Source organism: Streptomyces sp. GC420, from assembly GCF_009916105.1.
GTDB lineage: Bacteria > Actinomycetota > Actinomycetes > Streptomycetales > Streptomycetaceae > Streptomyces.
This window is the reverse complement of the sequence record NZ_JAAAXQ010000180.1, coordinates 1-15,931: the sequence shown is the minus strand read 5'-3', so window position 1 is coordinate 15,931 and position 15,931 is coordinate 1. Positions and strand designations below refer to the sequence as shown.

Below are 15,931 nucleotides of genomic sequence, written 5' to 3'. Positions count from 1 at the left end.
GGGTTGGCCGCCGGGCCGGAGCGGGCGGAGCTCCAGGTGTCGGGTGCGCCGAGGTCGAGGCTGTTGGTGGCACGCGGGGCGACAGGCGCCGTGACGTACGTGGGCAGCGGCACCGGCACGGGGTCCCAGCTGCTGCCCTGGGCGGGGCCGCGTTCGCGCTCGCGCTGCTGGTCGAGCCACTCGGCGTGGTCGGTCTGCTCGACGAGGGCGCGGCGGTCCGCGGCTTGCGGGGAGAGCTCGGGGGCCGTCTCGGGCTCGGGGGCCGTCTCGACGGGCTCCGGTTCCTCCTGGGCGGACGCGCGGGGTGCACGGGACGCGTGCGGGGCGCGGGACTCGCGCAGGCGCTGGGCCGCGGCCTCCGCGCGCTGCCGGTCCATGGTGAAGGCGAAGCGGCGGCGCTCTTGGGCCCGCAGGTGCGCGATGTACGCGCTGAGCAGTACGGCGGGCACACCGGGCGCCCAGAGGAAGGCGAGGCCGCCGACCGCCGCGACGATCGCGCCGAGCGTGAAGGCGAGGAAGAGCACCGTGGTGGTGCGCCGGCGGCGCGCGAGCACCTTCGAGCGCCGGGCGTGTTCCAGGGCCGCGGGTGACGGCTGCCGCTTCCCGGCGGGGCGCTTCTCCGGGCGTTTCGCCGAACGATTCTCCGGGCGCTTCTCCGGCTCGCGCCGACGTGCCGCCGCCGAACCCGGCCCTTCGTGCTCCCCCCGCTCCCCGCGGTCCGGCGAACCTTCCTGCCCACCGGCTCCGCTCGGCGGCCTGACGTCCGTCCGGGTCATGGCCATGGCGAAGGCCCGGACGTCGACCATGTCGGTCTCCGCGTCCGGGTCGGCGGCGGGCGGCCCGGCCTCCATGGCACCGCGTTCTCGCAGCTCCTTGGCGTAGCGCCGCTCCATGCCCGCCCGTCCGGAAAGCAGCCGGATGGCGGTGCTGAAGCGTTCCGTGGGACGCGCTTCGTTGAGCTCGTCCTGCCTACGGAGCCACATCGGCACCAAGTAGGCGGCCCAGGCTCCGACAATGACTGCGTAGATGAGGCCGCTACCGTTCACGAGTCACACGGTAGAGGGGACGGGGTGAGCCCATCTGCCAATTGCGCCGGTGTGTCGCACGATCTGGCTGATATCTCGAAATTTTTTTGCGATTGATGGGATCAGCAGCTCGCCTTTATGGGCAGTTTCCGGTCGGGTCTCGATCAATTTCGAACATACATTTTATTTCTGCGGGGTTCCGGGTCGTGCCTGGCGCCAGCGGTTGAGGAGGCCTTCAGGCACCTCCTCGGCCGTCATTGCGAAGACGAGATGGTCGCGCCACGCACCGTCGATGTGGAGGTAGCGGGGCCGCAGCCCTTCGTCCCTGAATCCCAATTTCTCCACGACCCGCCGGCTCGGCCCGTTCTCGGGGCGAATGCACACCTCCAGCCGGTGCAGCCCCACCGCCCGGAAGCAGTGGTCGACGGCGAGGGACACCGCCGTCGGCATCACCCCGCGGCCGGCGACGGCCTGATCGACCCAGTAGCCGACATGGCCCGAGCACATCGATCCCCACGTGATGCCGGCGACCGTCAACTGGCCGACCAACTGGCCCCGGTACTCGATGACGAACGGCAGCATGCGCCCGGCGTGCGCCTCTGCGCGCAGATGGCGGACCATCTGCCGGTAGGTGGGCCGCTGGGCCATCGGGCCACCGGGCGGGGGCGGCGGAATGGTCGCCTCCCAGGGGCGCAGCCATTCGCGGTTGCGCCGGTTGACCTCACGCCACGCCCGCTGGTCGCGCATCCTGATCGGCCGCAGGACGACATCGCCGTCCCTGAGCTCCACGGGCCAGATCCTTGTCGGAATCATCCTCACTCACCGGCTCAGGCAGTGGGGCGGGCGTGATCGCCGCCCCGGAGCTGGTCGACCGCATGGACGAGCAGGTCTCCGAGGACCGCGAGCCCGTCCCTCACCCCGCCGGTCGAACCCGGCAGATTGACGATCAGAGTACGGCCCGCGACACCGGCGAGGCCCCGGGAAAGCGCCGCGGTGGGCACCTTCTCCCGGCCGAACGCCCGGATCGCCTCCGGAATGCCCGGGATCTCGTGGTCGAGGACGCGCCGTGTCATCTCCGGGGTGCGGTCGGTGGGCGAGATGCCGGTGCCGCCCGTCGTCAGGACCACGTCGTACGCGGCTTCGACGGCCGCGCGCAGCGCCGCCTCGACCGGCTCGCCGTCCGGCACGACCTGCGGCCCCTCGACCGCGAAGCCCAGGGCGCGCAGGCCCTCCGCCAGGATGGGGCCGCCCCTGTCCTCGTAGACCCCGGCCGCCGCCCGGTTGGATGCGGTGACCACGAGGGCCCTCCCGGCCGCGCGCCCGCCGTCGGCCGCGCGCGCACTCCCGGTCGTGTGCCCGCTCCCGGTCGTGTGCGCGGGGCCCTTCCCGCCGGCGCTTGCGCCCCCGCTTCCGGCGGTGCTCATGACCGGCTCCCGTCACGGCTCCAGTCACCCGATTTGCCGCCGGTCTTCTCCTCCACCCGCACATCCGTGATGACGGCGGCCTTGTCGACGGCCTTGACCATGTCGACCACGGTGAGCGCGGCGACCGAGACGGCGGTCAGGGCCTCCATCTCGACGCCGGTGCGGTCCGTTGTCTTCACGGTGGCCGTGATCTCCACCGCGTCGTCCGCGACCGACAGATCGAGTTCGACCCCGGAGACGGCGAGCGGGTGGCACAGCGGGATCAGCTCAGGGGTCCGCTTGGCCCCCATGATCCCGGCGATACGCGCCGTGGCGAGGGCGTCCCCCTTGGGGACGCCCTCGCCGCGCAGCAGTTCCACGACCCGCGGCGAGACGAGGACCCGGCCGCTGGCACGGGCGGTGCGCGCGGTCACGGCCTTCCCGGACACATCGACCATGCGAGCGGCACCCGCCTCGTCGATGTGTGTCAGCCGCGTCGGTCGGTCCTGCGTATTCATGATGTGGCGCTCCCGGTCCTGCAGGCCCGTGGGGACCTGTGTGGGCAGACACGGTACCTGTACCCGAAAGGCTTCAGCGGAGCAGGATCACGTCGATCTCGGTGCCGGGCTCGACGGTGGTGGTGTCCTCCGGTACGACGATCAGGGCGTCGGCCCGGGCCAGTGCCGCGACCAGGTGCGAGCCGGCGCCGCCGACCGGGGCGGCGATGCCGGCGGCCTCGTCGTACGTCCCGCGCAGGAACTGGCGCTTCCCCGCCGGGGAGGACAGCGGCTTGTCCGCGTGCAGCCGGGCGCGCACGGTGGGGCGGTGCAGGTCCCGCAGCCCCATCAGGGCTCGGATCACGGGCCGGACGAACAGCTCGAAGGAGACGTACGAGGAGACGGGGTTGCCCGGGAGCGCGAGGAGCGGGGTGTGGTCGGGGCCGATGGAGCCGAAGCCCTGCGGCTTGCCCGGCTGCATGGCGAGCCTGCGGAAGTCGACGCCGCTGCCGGGCTCGTCCTCGTCGCCGACGTGCGACAGGGCCTCCTTGACGACGTCGTACGCGCCGACGCTGACCCCGCCGGTGGTGACCAGGAGGTCGGCCCGGATCAGCTGGTCCTCGATGGTGGCCCGGAGCGTCTCGGCGTCGTCGGTGACGGCGCCGACCCGGTAGGCGAGGGCGCCCGCGTCCCGGGCGGCGGCGGTCAGCGCGAAGCTGTTGGAGTCGTAGATCTGCCCGGGGCCGAGCTCCCCGCCCGGCTGGACGAGTTCGCTGCCGGTGGACAGGACGACGACGCGGGGCCGCGGCCTGGCCTTCACGGCGGCGCGCCCGATGGCGGCAAGCAGCCCGATCTGCGGCGGCCCCAGTACCGTGCCGGCCCGCAGGGCCAGGTCCCCGGCCTGGACGTCGCTGCCCTTGGCGCGGACGTGCGCCCGGGGCTCGACGGGGCGGTGGACGCGGACCTCGCCGCCGGCGCCCTCCGGGGCGCTGCTGTACGGCGTCATCGCGTCCGCGGGGCCCGCGCCGGTGCCGCCGTCCGTCCACTCGACGGGGACGACGGCCTCGGCGCCCGGCGGGAGCGGGGCGCCCGTCATGATCCGGGCGGCCTCGCCGGGTCCGACCGTCAGTTCGCCCCCGCTGCCCGCCGCGACGTCGCCGACGACGGTCAGGACGGCGGGGAAGCCGGGGCCGGCCCCCGCGACGTCGGCGACCCGGACGGCGTACCCGTCCATGGAGCTGTTGTCGAAGGGCGGCAGCGCCACGGGCACCGTGACGTCCTCCACGAGGACGCAGCCCTGGGCGTCCGGGAGCTGGAGCTCGATCGGCTCCAGCGGTCTGATGGCGGCGAGAATGTCCTCCAGGTGCTCGGTCACCGACCAGACGTGGTGCTCCTGGCCGGTGCCCTGGGCTGCGGTGCCGGTGTCGGTCAAGGTTGCTGCATCTCCTCGGTGACGTAACTGCGAAGCCAGGACCGGAACTCCGGACCCAGGTCTTCACGTTCGCACGCGAGTCGGACAATGGCACGCAGGTAGTCGCCCCGGTCGCCGGTGTCATACCGACGGCCCTTGAAGACGACGCCGTGCACCGGGCCGCCGACCTTCTCGTCCGAGGCCAGTTTCTGCAGCGCGTCGGTGAGCTGGATCTCGCCGCCGCGGCCCGGCTCGGTCTTGCGGAGTATCTCGAAGACGGCGGGGTCGAGGACGTAACGGCCGATGATGGCGAGGTTGCTCGGCGCCTCGGAGGCGGACGGCTTCTCGACGAGATCGGTGACCTTGACGACGTCGCCGTCCTCGGTGGGCTTCACGGCGGCGCAGCCGTAGAGGTGGATCTGCGCCGGATCGACCTCCATGAGGGCGATGACGCTGCCGCCCCGCTTCTCCTGGATCTCGACCATGCGCCGCAGCAGCGGGTCGCGGGGGTCGATCAGGTCGTCGCCGAGCAGCACGGCGAAGGGCTCGTGGCCGACATGCGGGGCGGCGCACAGCACGGCATGGCCGAGTCCCCTGGGGTCGCCCTGGCGCACGTAGTGCATGGTGGCCAGGTCGCTCGACTCCTGCACCTTGGCGAGACGGTCGGCGTCGCCCTTCTTCGTCAGCGCCGACTCGAGCTCGTAGTTGCGGTCGAAGTGGTCCTCCAGGGGCCGCTTGTTCCGGCCCGTCACCATGAGGACGTCGTCGAGACCGGCGGCGACGGCCTCCTCGACCACGTACTGGATCGCGGGCTTGTCGACCACCGGCAGCATCTCCTTGGGAGTGGCCTTCGTCGCCGGGAGGAACCGGGTGCCGAGGCCTGCTGCGGGGATGACAGCCTTGCTGATCCTGGGGTGTGACTCAGTCATGCGGAGAACAATATCCATTCGCTTTGGGCGGATGATGAGCCTCCGGTTATTTTGCGCTCATCTGAGAAACTTTTAGGGATTCGTGCGTCGAGGATGAAGGACTGTGAGCAAGTCATGAGCGGTACGGCGGGCGCGGACGGCACCAGGGACACGGGCCTCGCCGGCAGCAAGGGACATACCGGTGAAGGCGGTCATCCTGGCAAGAGAATGTTGCGGCAGGAACTCCTCGACATGAGACGCCGGTTGACTTTGGATGACGCACAGGAGGCCGCGACGGTTCTCGCGGGCCACGCCCTGGAGCTTCCCGAGCTCAGGAAGGCCGGGACGGTGGCGGCGTACGTCTCCGTCGGACGCGAGCCCGGGACGCGGGTGCTGCTCGACACACTGCGCGCACGGGGCGTACGGGTGCTGCTGCCGGTACTGCTCCCGGACAACGACCTCGACTGGGCCGTCTACGAGGGCCATCCGCACCTGGTGAGGGCGGGTCGCGGGCTGCTGGAGCCCGACGGGCCGCGGCTCGGACCCGACGCGGTCCTCACCGCCGACGCCGTCCTGCTGCCCGGCCTCGCCGTGGACACCCTGGGCTACCGGCTGGGCCGCGGCGGCGGCTCCTACGACCGCGTGCTGGCCCGCCTGGCGCACGCGGGCGCCGAACCGCCCCTGGTGGTCCTGCTGTACGACAACGAGTTCCTGGACGAAGTACCGATGGAGGCCCACGACCACCCGGTGCGGGCGGCGGTGACCCCTGCGGGCGTGCACCGGTTCGTCTGAGGCACGCCGGGGGAGTCACCGCCCCCGGCAACCGGCCGCCCGGGACGGCCCGGGGGCGGCAGCGGCCACCCGCGGGTACGGAAACGCCCGTGGGAACGGAAGCGCCCGCCCGGCCACGGTGGTGGCGGGGCGGGCGGGTGTTCCGCGGAGGCGTTCGCGCGCGGAGCCCGTCAGGGGCGCAGGGCCAACTTGTCCTCCGTGGCGTTCTCCACGGCCTCCTTGGAGAAGGCCCAGGACAGGAGTTCACCCTTGGCCCACTTGTCGGTCTGGTCCGCGTAGTGGGCGCTGTAGGCGTGGCCGGAGGCACCCGTGAGATTGATCCACTGGGACTTGTCGAGGTCGCCGAGGTTGACGATCATCCGCATGGACGGGACCCAGACCACTTCGTAGCCGCCGGCCGCGTTCCAGCCGGTCGCGTCGACCGCGGCCTCGCCGCCGCCGAGCTTCCAGGGGCCGCGGTTGAGGAGCCACTGCATGAATCCGGGCCCCGCGGTGCCTATCGTCTGGTTCTTGAGGGTGAGCGTGTGCAGCCGGCCCCAGCTCCAGGTGTCGACGTCCTTGCCGAGCTCGGCGGTCAGCTCCCAGCGGGCGTCGGCCATGGCGCGGCCGAGCAGGTCGTCACGCGTCTCGGTGGCCTTCTCGGTGCGCGTCTTCGGCGACTGCCACCACTCGCTGTCCTCGTCCTTCAGCAGCCCGCGCACCACCTCGAACCAGCGGTCGCCGCCGTCCGGCTGCGCCTGGTCGGCCTCGCGCTCGCCGCACTCGCGCACGGTGCGCGACAGTTCGTCGGCCGGGCCGGAGTTGTTGGCGGGCTTGACGTAGAGGCACTCGCCCTCGACCCGCAGCTCCCTGGGCATCTTGTTGCCGAAGGCGAGCTTCAGGACGTTGCGCCACACGGCGTTGAAGTAGGCGGCGGCCGCGGAGTCCGAGTCCTGGGTGTAGTCCCAGCCCTCGAGGAGCTTCTGGGCCTCCCTGACCTGCTTGTCCGAGACGTCGATCTTCAACAGGTGGGGCGTCAGCAGGCGGGCGATCTCGCTGCTGTTGTCCATCTGCATCGTGCGCATGTCGTCCGTGGAGATCTTGCCGCCGTCCTTGATCTTCGACTCGATCAGGTCGTCGATGCGCTGGCTGCGCGCGCCGTAGCCCCAGTCCTGGGTCAGCAGCTGCGGGTACTTCTCCTTGTCGATGACGGCCTGGTTGGCGGCGACGATGTAGCCGCGCTTCGGGTCGTACTCGTACGGCAGCGCGCCCTGCTCGATCCAGCCGGTCCACTCGTACTTCGAGTCCCAGCCCGGCACCGGCATGGTGCCGTCCTGGCCCTCGGCGCGCACCGGGATCTTGCCCGGGGCCTGGTAGCCGATGTGGCCCTCGGTGTCGGCGTAGAGGAGGTTCTGGGAGGGGACCTCGAAGTTCTCGGCGGCCTTGCGGAAGTCTCCGAAGTCGGCGGCGCGGTTGAGGGCGAAGATCGCCTCCATCGACCTGCCGGGGATCAGCGCGGTCCACTTCAGCGAGACGGCGTAGCCGTCCGCGCGGTCGGGGGCGGAGCTGGTGACCGGGGCCTCCTTGCCGACGTCCTCCAGTTCCTCGCTGCGGTCGGAGACTATGGGACGGCCCTCGGCGGTCTGCCGGACCACGATCTTCTTGTCGGAGCCGCCGGCGACCTTGATGGTCTCCGTGCGCGCCTTGAAGGGGACTTCCTTGCCGTCGTACTGGTAACCGGTGGTGCTGACCTTCTCGAGGTAGAGGTCGGTGACATCGGCGCCCAGGTTGGTCAGGCCCCAGGCGATGTCCTGGTTGTGGCCGATTATGACGCCGGGCATCCCGGAGAAGGTGTAGCCCGAGACGTCGTACTTGCACTTCTCGGACACCTCCACGCAGTGCAGGCCCATCTGGTACCAGATGGAGGGCAACTGGGGTGCGAGGTGCGGGTCGTTGGCCAGCAGGGGCTTGCCGGTCGTCGTGTGCTTGCCCGAGACGACCCAGGAGTTGGAGCCGATGCCGTTGCCGCTGGGGCCGAACAGGGCGGGGACGGCGTCGAGGGATTCGGAGAGCTCGCCCAGCCGGCTCTGCAGGCCCTCGGTGGCCTGCTGCCCGCCGGCCGCGCTCTCGGTGCCCGTGGTGCCCTCGGTGCCGGTGCCGGTCGCGCCCTCGGTGCCCGTACCCGTGCCCGTGCCGTTCTGCGCGCCGGCCGTTCCGGAGGTCCCGTTCGTGCCCGAGGTCCCGGACGTGCCGCCCGAGGTGCTCGCGGTGCCCTTGGCGTCGTACTCCCCGGTGGCCGCGCTGTAGGCGCCCTCCTGCACGATCGGCTTGTTCCGGTCGTACGGGTACGAGGGGTAGAGCTCGGCGATCTGCTCGGGGCTGAACCGCGTCGTCATCAGGGAGCGGTCGATCTCGTCCTGCATGTTGCCGCGCAGGTCCCAGGCCATGGCCTTGAGCCAGGCCACCGAGTCGACCGGGGTCCACTTCTCCGGCTCGTAGTCGTTGGTGAAGCTCAGGGCGGCGTACTCGACGGAGAGTTCCTCGCCCTGGTGGTCGGCCAGGTAGGCGTTGACGCCCGCGGAGTAGGCCTGGAGGTACTTCTTGGTCTCGGCCGACAGCTTGGTGTCGTACTCCTCCTGCGCGATCCGGTGCCAGCCCAGCGTGCGCAGGAAGGCGTCGGTGTCGACCTGGCTCTCCCCGAACATCTCCGAGAGCCGCCCCGCCGTCACGTGCCGGCGGACGTCCATCTCGTAGAAGCGGTCCTGGGCGTGCACATAGCCCTGGGCGCGGAACAGGTCCTCGTCACTGCTGGCATAGATCTGCGGAATGCCGTAATCGTCCCGTTTGACCTCGACGGTTCCGGACAGACCGTCCAGCTTGAGGGAACCCGTCGTCTGCGGGAAGGAGGCACGCACGGCGCTGACGCCCCACCACGTGCCGTACCCGACGCCCGCCAGGAGCACCAGAACGAGAACGATCACGAGCAAGCGGGCACGTCGCCCCTTCTTCTTGCCAGAAGAGACGGTGTTGTTGGCGGGCATCGCTGTCCTTCGAGGGGCAGGGTGGTCCTGGAGTGCTGGGAGCAACCATAGGCGCAGAGGCTGACACGTCCTCACGCGGTCCTCATGCTCGCTCCGCAAGGGGGCCTCGAAGCGTAAAGGAACCGTCAAAGATTAGGTAAGGTAATGAAGTAACCGTCCGAAAGAATTACGCCCGGGAAGGGGACCGCCGCTGACCGTCCACACCCTCAACCAACTGCTGCTCGTCTGCGCCCTGGTCCTGCTCGTCGCCGTCGCGGCTGTCCGGATCTCCTCCCGCAGCGGGCTACCCAGCCTGCTCATCTACCTCGGCATCGGGGTCGCCATCGGGCAGGACGGCATCGGCGGCGTGGAGTTCGACAACGCCGAACTCGTCCAGGTCCTCGGCTATGCCGCGCTCGTGGTGATCCTCGCCGAGGGCGGACTCGGCACGAAGTGGAGCGAGATCAGGCCCGCGCTGCCGCTGGCGGCCGTCCTGTCGACGGTGGGCGTCGCGGTCAGTGTGGGCATCACGGCGGCGGGCGCGCACTATCTGGTGGGTCTCGAGTGGCGGCAGTCCCTCATCATCGGAGCCGTCGTCTCCTCGACGGACGCGGCGGCGGTCTTCTCCGTACTGCGCAAGGTGCCGCTGCCGCCCCGGCTAACCGGCGTCCTGGAGGCGGAGTCCGGCTTCAACGACGCCCCCGTGGTGATCATGGTGGTGGCCCTGTCCCAGTCGGGACCCGTGGAGCACTGGTACCTCCTCATCGCGGAGATCGCCCTGGAGCTCGCGATCGGAGCCGCCACCGGGCTCGCGGTCGGCTGGCTCGGCGCGCTCGCCCTGCGGCACGTCGCCCTCCCTGCCTCCGGCCTGTACCCGATCGCCGTGATCGCGATCTCCGTGGTCGCCTACGCGGCGGGCGCGCTCGCGCACGGCTCGGGCTTCCTCGCCGTCTACCTGGCCTCGCTCGTCCTCGGCAACGCGCGGCTGCCGCACTGGCCGGCCTCCAAGGGCTTCGCGGAAGGGCTGGGCTGGCTCGCGCAGATCGGCATGTTCGTCCTGCTCGGCCTGCTCGTCACCCCCCATGAACTGGGCGACGACATCTGGCCCGCGGTCATGGTGGGGCTCGTGCTGACGATGGTGGCGCGGCCGGTGTCCGTAGTGGTGAGCACAGCGCCCTTCCGTACGCCCTGGAGGGAGCGGAGCCTGGTCTCCTGGGCGGGACTGCGCGGCGCCGTACCGATCGTGCTCGCCACCATCCCGATGGTCCACGAGATCTCCGAGAGCCGCAGGATCTTCAACATCGTCTTCGTCCTCGTCATCGTCTACACGCTGGTGCAGGGCCCGACGCTGCCCTGGGTGGCCCGCAAGCTGCGGCTGGGGGACGACTCCGAGGCGTCCGACCTGGGCATCGAATCGGCGCCCCTGGAGCGGCTGCGCGGGCACCTGCTTTCCGTGGCGATCCCGGTGGGGTCGCGGATGCACGGCGTGGAGGTCGCGGAACTGCGGCTGCCCACCGGGGCCGCGGTCACCCTGGTCGTGCGCGACGGCAAGAGCTTCGTACCGTCGCCGGCGACCATGCTGCGGCGCGGGGACGAGCTGCTGGTCGTGGCCACGGACCCGGTACGGGACGCCACCGAGCGGCGGCTGCGGGCCGTCGGGCAGGGCGGGAAGCTCGCCGGATGGCTTGGAACCAACGGGAACGGCCACTCCCGATGACAGGAATCACAGGGAGTCACGGCCAGTTCCCTGTATCGTAAAGGCGGGCTGTCTCGCTGTGCGCCACCGTTCGCCACGGTGTGCCAGTCTGGGACCGGCCGGCCGCCACGGTCGACCTGTTCGCCCCGGCGTGCCCGGCGTGCCCGGCCCGCTCGATTGGATACACCCGCTCGACCCGATACACCTGCTCGACCCGATCGACCTGATCGGCCAACTCTGCCTGATGCAGAGCTGGCGCGACCGCACGGCGGCCGCGGCGCCCCACGGGAGGGGCGGCCCGGTATCTACCGCAGGTCCTGCGCAAGAGGACAGCTCTCGGCGCGCCCCGCACGACGCGGTGCCCGCTACCAGGCGGCAGAAAGGCAAGGACCGTGGTGTCCACGGTCTCCAGCACCCGCCCCGGTTACCGGCAGCTCCTGCGCACTCCCGGGGCCCTCTCGTTCGTCCTGGCCGGCTTCGCCGCACGCCAGCCCTTCGCCATGCTGACGATCTCCATCGTCCTGCTCGTCCAGCACACCACCGGTTCCTACGGCAGTGCGGGAGCCGTCGCCGCCGTGACCGGTGTCTCGATGGCCCTGTTCGCCCCACGGAGCGGCAGGCTCGCCGACCGCTTCGGCCAGCGGGCCGTCCTGCTGCCCGGCGTCGCCGTGCACGCGGCGGCCGTCTCGGCGCTCGCTCTCCTGGCACTCGCCGACGCGCCGCTGTGGGCGCTGTTCGCGGCCGCCGTCCCGGCCGGCGCCTCCGTGCCGCAGGCCGGCGCCATGGTGCGGGCCCGCTGGGCGGCGAAGCTGGACGGCTCGCCCCTGATGGCCACCGCGGCGGCCTTCGAGTCGGTGACGGACGAGTTCACGTTCGTCATCGGCCCGGTGCTGGCCACCGCGCTGTCCACCGGCGTGCACCCCGCCGCCGGGCTGGTGGCGGAGGCCGCGCTGTCGGTGGTGGGCGGCCTGCTGTTCGCCGCCCAGCGGCACAGCCAGCCCGCCGTCCCGGAATCCGCGGCCGTGGCCGGAGGCGGGGCGCGGACCTCCGCACTGTCCGTGCCCGGCGTGCGGGTGCTCGCCGTCGCCTTCCTGGGGATCGGCGCCGTCTTCGGCGGCATGCAGGTCTCGCTCACCGCCATCACGGAGTCCGTCGGGCAGCCCGGTGCGAACGGTGTCCTGTACGGCGTCTTCGCGGCCGGCAACATGCTGGCGGGCGTCGCCTACGGTGCCGTCGCGTGGAAGGGCGGGCCCAGGCGCCGGCTCGTCCTCGGGTACGCGGCACTGGCGCTGGCCACCTCGGCGCTGTGGGCGGTGCACTCGCTACCCCTGCTGGGCGCCCTCGGGCTGCTCGTCGGCCTGACCATCGCCCCCGCGCTGATCACTGGCTACACGCTGGTCGAGACCCTGGTGCCCGCCGCCGCACGCACCGAGGCCTTCACCTGGCTGACCGGTGCCGTCGCACTTGGCCAGGCGGTCGCCGTGACGGTCGCGGGACAGCTCGCGGACGCGTTCGGCGCGAGCGCCGGCTTCCTTGTCCCGCCTGCCGGAACGGGCCTGGCGCTGCTGGTCCTGGTGGCCGTGCGCGGCGCCCTGGTGCCGGACGTCCGGGCTCGGATCGCGGCGCGCGGCACGCGTGGCGTCGGTCACCGCCAGCCGGTCGCGGTGGACTGAACGGCGGGAATACGTCAGTATGGATCGTCGTTAGCACTCATCGAGTGAGAGTGCCAGGAGGAGCAAGTGCCGACGTACCAGTACCAGTGCACCGAGTGCGGCGAGGGCCTCGAGGTGGTGCAGAAGTTCACCGATGACGCCCTGACCGAGTGCCCCAACTGCTCGGGACGCCTCAAGAAGGTGTTCTCGGCGGTCGGCATCGTCTTCAAGGGCTCCGGCTTCTACCGCACCGACAGCCGCGGTTCGTCGTCCAGCAGCACCCCGGCGAAGAGCACGAACGGTTCGTCGGCGTCGTCGTCCGACTCGTCGTCCTCGTCGACGGCGTCGTCCTCGGGCTCGGCGTCCTCCTCCGGCTCGACGAGCAGCAGCGCCGCGAGCACCCCGGCCGCCTGACTCACGCGAGCCGCCCGCGCCGCTTGAGTCGCCCGTGCCGTCTGGGCGGCCTGAGCCGCCTGACTACCAGCCTTGCGCCGAGGTCCTGCCGTTTCGCACGGCAGGACCTCGGCGACTTTTCGTACGGCTACTGTTGCCCGCATGACGGACGCAGAGATCGGCGTGATCGGTGGCTCGGGCTTCTACTCCTTCCTGGAGAACGTCGCCGAGGTCACCGTCGACACCCCCTACGGTCAGCCCAGTGACTCGCTCTTCATCGGCGAGATAGCCGGACGCAAGGTCGCCTTCCTGCCCCGCCACGGCCGCAAGCACCACCTTCCGCCGCACCGCATCAACTACCGCGCCAACATCTGGGCGCTCCGCTCGGTCGGTGTGCGCCAGGTGCTGGGGCCGTGCGCGGTGGGCGGGCTGCGCGAGGAGTACGGGCCGGGGACACTGCTCGTCCCGGACCAACTGGTGGACCGTACGAAGGCCCGGGTCCAGACCTACTTCGACGGGGTGCCGCTGCCCGGGGGCGCCTCACAGGCCGAAGGCTCCGGGGAAGTCGTCGTGCCGAACGTCGTGCACACCACGTTCGCCGACCCCTACTGCCCGGTGGGGCGGGAGGCGGCGCTGGTGGCTGCGCGCGGGCACGGCTGGGAGGCGGTCGACGGCGGCACGCTGGTCGTGGTGGAGGGGCCGCGCTTCTCCACCCGCGCCGAGTCCCGCTGGCACGCGGCGATGGGCTGGTCGGTCGTCGGCATGACCGGGCACCCCGAGGCCGTCCTCGCCCGTGAGCTGGGACTCTGCTATACGACGATGACCCTGGTCACCGACCTTGACGCAGGTGCGGAGACGGGTGAGGGAGTTTCCCACACGGAGGTCCTCAGGGTGTTCGGGGAGAACGTGGCGCGGCTGCGCGAGGTGCTGTTCGACGCGGTGGCGAAGCTGCCGGCGAACGAGTCACGGGACTGCCTGTGCACGCATGCACACGACGGCTGGGACCTGGGGTTCGACCTGCCGTAGCTGTTGTAGCTGCCGTGCCGCAAGGCGGGGACAAGGGGAGCACCGTCCCTCGTCGGTGTGAGCAAGTTGTCCACAACCGGGTGGTCCGTCCACAGGCGGCAACCGGAATCCGGGCGGACGGGGATCGTGGACCACGTCCAGCCGGATCGCCGGATCTCCCGTACCTGGGTGGTGTGCCATGTCCCCGTCCCCGTCCGCCTCGTCCTTCCCTTTCTCTCCTTCGTCTCCCTCTCCTTCGTCGTCCTCGTCCCCGTTCCCTGCGGCTGGTCCGTATGCCGAGCGGCACTCGCCTGCCGCATGTGTGGTGCCGGGGTTCCCGCCGGTGCGGGTCGGGGGCGGCCGGCAGTGGCTGAGGCGGGCGCTGCGGCGCCGGCGGCGGGTCATGGCGGCCGGGCTCGCCATGTCCGCGGCCACGCTGGCGGCCACCGGCTCCTGGAAGGCAGGGGCGACAGCGCCGCCGGGGTACGGAGGCACGGAGAAACCGCCCGCCGCGGCACGGCCGCCGACGGAGCGGCGCACCGTGTCCGCCCTCGTGCGGATCGCGGACGCCGAGGCGGTCCGCCTGCTGCGTGCGGGCGACCGCGTGGACGTGGTCGCGGCCGCGGAGGACTCCGAGGCACGCGTGATCGCGTCGGGTGCCCGCGTGGCCCGGGTGCCGGGGCCGACCGGCGCCAATGAGGACGGCGGTGCCGCCAGAACGGGCGCCGTGGGGGTGGGCGGCGGGGCGCTGGTGGTGCTGTCCGTGCCCCGGGACACGGCCACCGCCCTGGCCGGGGCGGGCGCCGCCGGACCGCTCGCGGTGACGGTGTGGTCGCCGCCCTCCCCGCCCTGAGACCCGGAGGCGGGCACGGGCACGCTCCGTGTCCGTGAGCCCGGGCGGGGCCTGGCGGAAACGCACGGAGCCCGGTGGCACTGGACAGGCGTGCCCACCGCTGGCGTACGTTCCCCCGGTGAGCAATGAGAAGCAAAGCGTACTGGCGGGCTTCAAGGCCTTCCTGATGCGCGGCAACGTGATCGACCTCGCCGTGGCCGTGGTCATCGGAGCCGCTTTCACCAACATCGTGAACTCCGTGGTGAAGGGCGTGATCAACCCACTGGTCGGGGCCTTCGGCACCAAGGACCTCGACGGGTACACGTACTGCCTCAAGGAACCCTGCCGCCGGAACGAGGCCGGCGAGGTGACGAGCGGCATACCCATCCTGTGGGGCTCCGTGGCCAGTGCCGCCCTCACCTTCCTGATCACTGCAGCCATCGTGTACTTCCTGATGGTGCTGCCGATGTCGAAGTACCTCGCCAGGAGGGCCGCGCGGGAGAAGGCCAGGGAAGGCGCGCGGGAGACGCTGGAGGTGACCGAGCTGGAGGTGCTGAAGGAGATAAGAGACCTGCTGGTCGCGCAACGCGGCGGCGGCACGGGCGAGGACGGGCCGGGCGCGAGCGGAACGGGGCGGGCCTGAGCGGCCGCCTCTGACCGTCCCGGCCCGACGATGCCCGGCCAGGCCGCTCGGGCCACACACGAACCGCCCGGTGCTCAGGGCTCGGTTCAGAGGTGGTGGGGCGGCTTCTCGTCGAGGAACCGGGCCAGGTCCGCGGCGCTGTCACCGCCCGAAGGGCGTTCTCCCCAGCCGCGGTCCGTGTCGTCCGAGGACTGCTGGTCCAGCGGGTCGCCGAAGTCCAGCGCCGGGCGCGGACGAGGTTCTGGGGCAGTGCTCATGGCTCAAGGGTACGGGGAACGCGGAGACGGCCGGGCGGCGCGCGGCTCCGTCTGGTGTGCTGGTGCCATGACGTCGACCTCGTCACCGTCCACGTCCACCGCGTCGTCCACGGCATACACATACGGGCGGAGGGCCTCGTGATCACCGATGTGGCCGGACTGAGGGTCGGGCACGCGCAGCGCACGGACGGCTTGGCGCTGACCGGTACGACGGTGGTGCTCGCTCCCGAGGGCGGAGCCGTCGCGGCCGTCGACGTGCGCGGCGGCGGGCCGGGCACCCGGGAGACCGACGCGCTGGACCCGCGGAACCTGGTGGAGCGCATCGATGCGGTGGTGCTCACCGGGGGCAGTGCGTACGGACTGGAGTCGGCGTCCGGAGTGATGGCCTGGCTCGAGGAGCGGGGCCGGGGTGTGCGGG

General features: G+C 71.5%; 16 protein-coding genes. 8 read left to right on the top strand and 8 right to left on the bottom strand.

What is annotated here, in order from left to right; genetic code table 11:
• The 6 genes from glpR to galU form a co-directional block, all read right to left on the bottom strand.
• Positions 1-1,046, bottom strand: a 1,046-nt coding sequence (glpR, locus tag GUY61_RS21710; protein ID WP_166631891.1) for a gephyrin-like molybdotransferase receptor GlpR, incomplete at its 3' end; no start/stop codon positions are given.
• Between the two features lie 162 nt (positions 1,047-1,208).
• Positions 1,209-1,814 carry a GNAT family protein gene (locus GUY61_RS21705; RefSeq protein WP_313896781.1) on the bottom strand — a complete coding sequence of 202 codons (606 nt, stop codon included), beginning with the start codon at positions 1,812-1,814 and terminating at the stop codon, positions 1,209-1,211.
• Positions 1,815-1,852: 38 nt separating this feature from the next.
• The gene (locus GUY61_RS21700; protein ID WP_313896780.1) at positions 1,853-2,323 is read right to left on the bottom strand and encodes a MogA/MoaB family molybdenum cofactor biosynthesis protein; all 471 of its coding nucleotides are present in this window, start codon (positions 2,321-2,323) and stop codon (positions 1,853-1,855) included.
• A gap of 122 nt (positions 2,324-2,445) precedes the next feature.
• Positions 2,446-2,946: a cyclic pyranopterin monophosphate synthase MoaC gene (moaC, locus tag GUY61_RS21695; protein ID WP_166631888.1), complete on the bottom strand. Its 501-nt coding sequence runs from the start codon at positions 2,944-2,946 to the stop codon at positions 2,446-2,448.
• A 73-nt stretch (positions 2,947-3,019) separates the two neighbouring features.
• Positions 3,020-4,357 carry a gephyrin-like molybdotransferase Glp gene (gene glp / locus GUY61_RS21690; protein WP_166631887.1) on the bottom strand — a complete coding sequence of 446 codons (1,338 nt, stop codon included), beginning with the start codon at positions 4,355-4,357 and terminating at the stop codon, positions 3,020-3,022.
• Entirely contained in the window at positions 4,354-5,265 is a 912-nt protein-coding gene (gene galU / locus GUY61_RS21685) for a UTP--glucose-1-phosphate uridylyltransferase GalU (protein WP_166631886.1), read from the bottom strand. The genes glp and galU overlap by 4 nt, the downstream gene beginning before the upstream one ends.
• A gap of 207 nt (positions 5,266-5,472) precedes the next feature.
• On the opposite strand from galU, the gene GUY61_RS21680 reads away from it, so the two are divergent.
• Positions 5,473-6,036: a 5-formyltetrahydrofolate cyclo-ligase gene (locus GUY61_RS21680; protein WP_166631885.1), complete on the top strand. Its 564-nt coding sequence runs from the start codon at positions 5,473-5,475 to the stop codon at positions 6,034-6,036.
• Between the two features lie 170 nt (positions 6,037-6,206).
• Here GUY61_RS21680 and GUY61_RS21675 read toward each other — a convergent pair whose 3' ends face one another.
• Positions 6,207-9,056, bottom strand: coding sequence for a penicillin acylase family protein (locus tag GUY61_RS21675; RefSeq protein ID WP_166631884.1), 2,850 nt, complete (start codon positions 9,054-9,056; stop codon positions 6,207-6,209).
• Between the two features lie 190 nt (positions 9,057-9,246).
• Here GUY61_RS21675 and GUY61_RS21670 point away from each other — a divergent pair, with 190 nt between their 5' ends.
• From GUY61_RS21670 to mscL, 6 genes are all read left to right on the top strand, one after another.
• On the top strand, positions 9,247-10,752 hold the full coding sequence (locus tag GUY61_RS21670) for a potassium/proton antiporter (protein ID WP_166631892.1): 1,506 nt from the start codon (positions 9,247-9,249) through the stop codon (positions 10,750-10,752).
• A 371-nt stretch (positions 10,753-11,123) separates the two neighbouring features.
• Positions 11,124-12,404, top strand: coding sequence for an MFS transporter (locus tag GUY61_RS21665; protein ID WP_166631883.1), 1,281 nt, complete (start codon positions 11,124-11,126; stop codon positions 12,402-12,404).
• A 66-nt stretch (positions 12,405-12,470) separates the two neighbouring features.
• Entirely contained in the window at positions 12,471-12,797 is a 327-nt protein-coding gene (locus GUY61_RS21660) for an FmdB family zinc ribbon protein (RefSeq protein WP_166631882.1), read from the top strand.
• Between the two features lie 141 nt (positions 12,798-12,938).
• Positions 12,939-13,802 carry an S-methyl-5'-thioadenosine phosphorylase gene (locus tag GUY61_RS21655; RefSeq protein ID WP_166631881.1) on the top strand — a complete coding sequence of 288 codons (864 nt, stop codon included), beginning with the start codon at positions 12,939-12,941 and terminating at the stop codon, positions 13,800-13,802.
• A gap of 322 nt (positions 13,803-14,124) precedes the next feature.
• Positions 14,125-14,634, top strand: coding sequence for a hypothetical protein (locus tag GUY61_RS21650; RefSeq protein WP_313896778.1), 510 nt, complete (start codon positions 14,125-14,127; stop codon positions 14,632-14,634).
• A gap of 118 nt (positions 14,635-14,752) precedes the next feature.
• A complete protein-coding gene (gene mscL / locus GUY61_RS21645) occupies positions 14,753-15,256 on the top strand; it encodes a large conductance mechanosensitive channel protein MscL (protein ID WP_166631879.1) in 504 nt (167 codons plus the stop codon).
• A gap of 86 nt (positions 15,257-15,342) precedes the next feature.
• Here mscL and GUY61_RS21640 read toward each other — a convergent pair whose 3' ends face one another.
• Entirely contained in the window at positions 15,343-15,513 is a 171-nt protein-coding gene (locus GUY61_RS21640) for a hypothetical protein (protein ID WP_166631878.1), read from the bottom strand.
• Positions 15,514-15,633: 120 nt separating this feature from the next.
• On the opposite strand from GUY61_RS21640, the gene GUY61_RS21635 reads away from it, so the two are divergent.
• Positions 15,634-15,931 (top strand): P1 family peptidase (locus tag GUY61_RS21635; protein ID WP_313896782.1); only part of this gene is annotated, 298 nt, incomplete at its 3' end.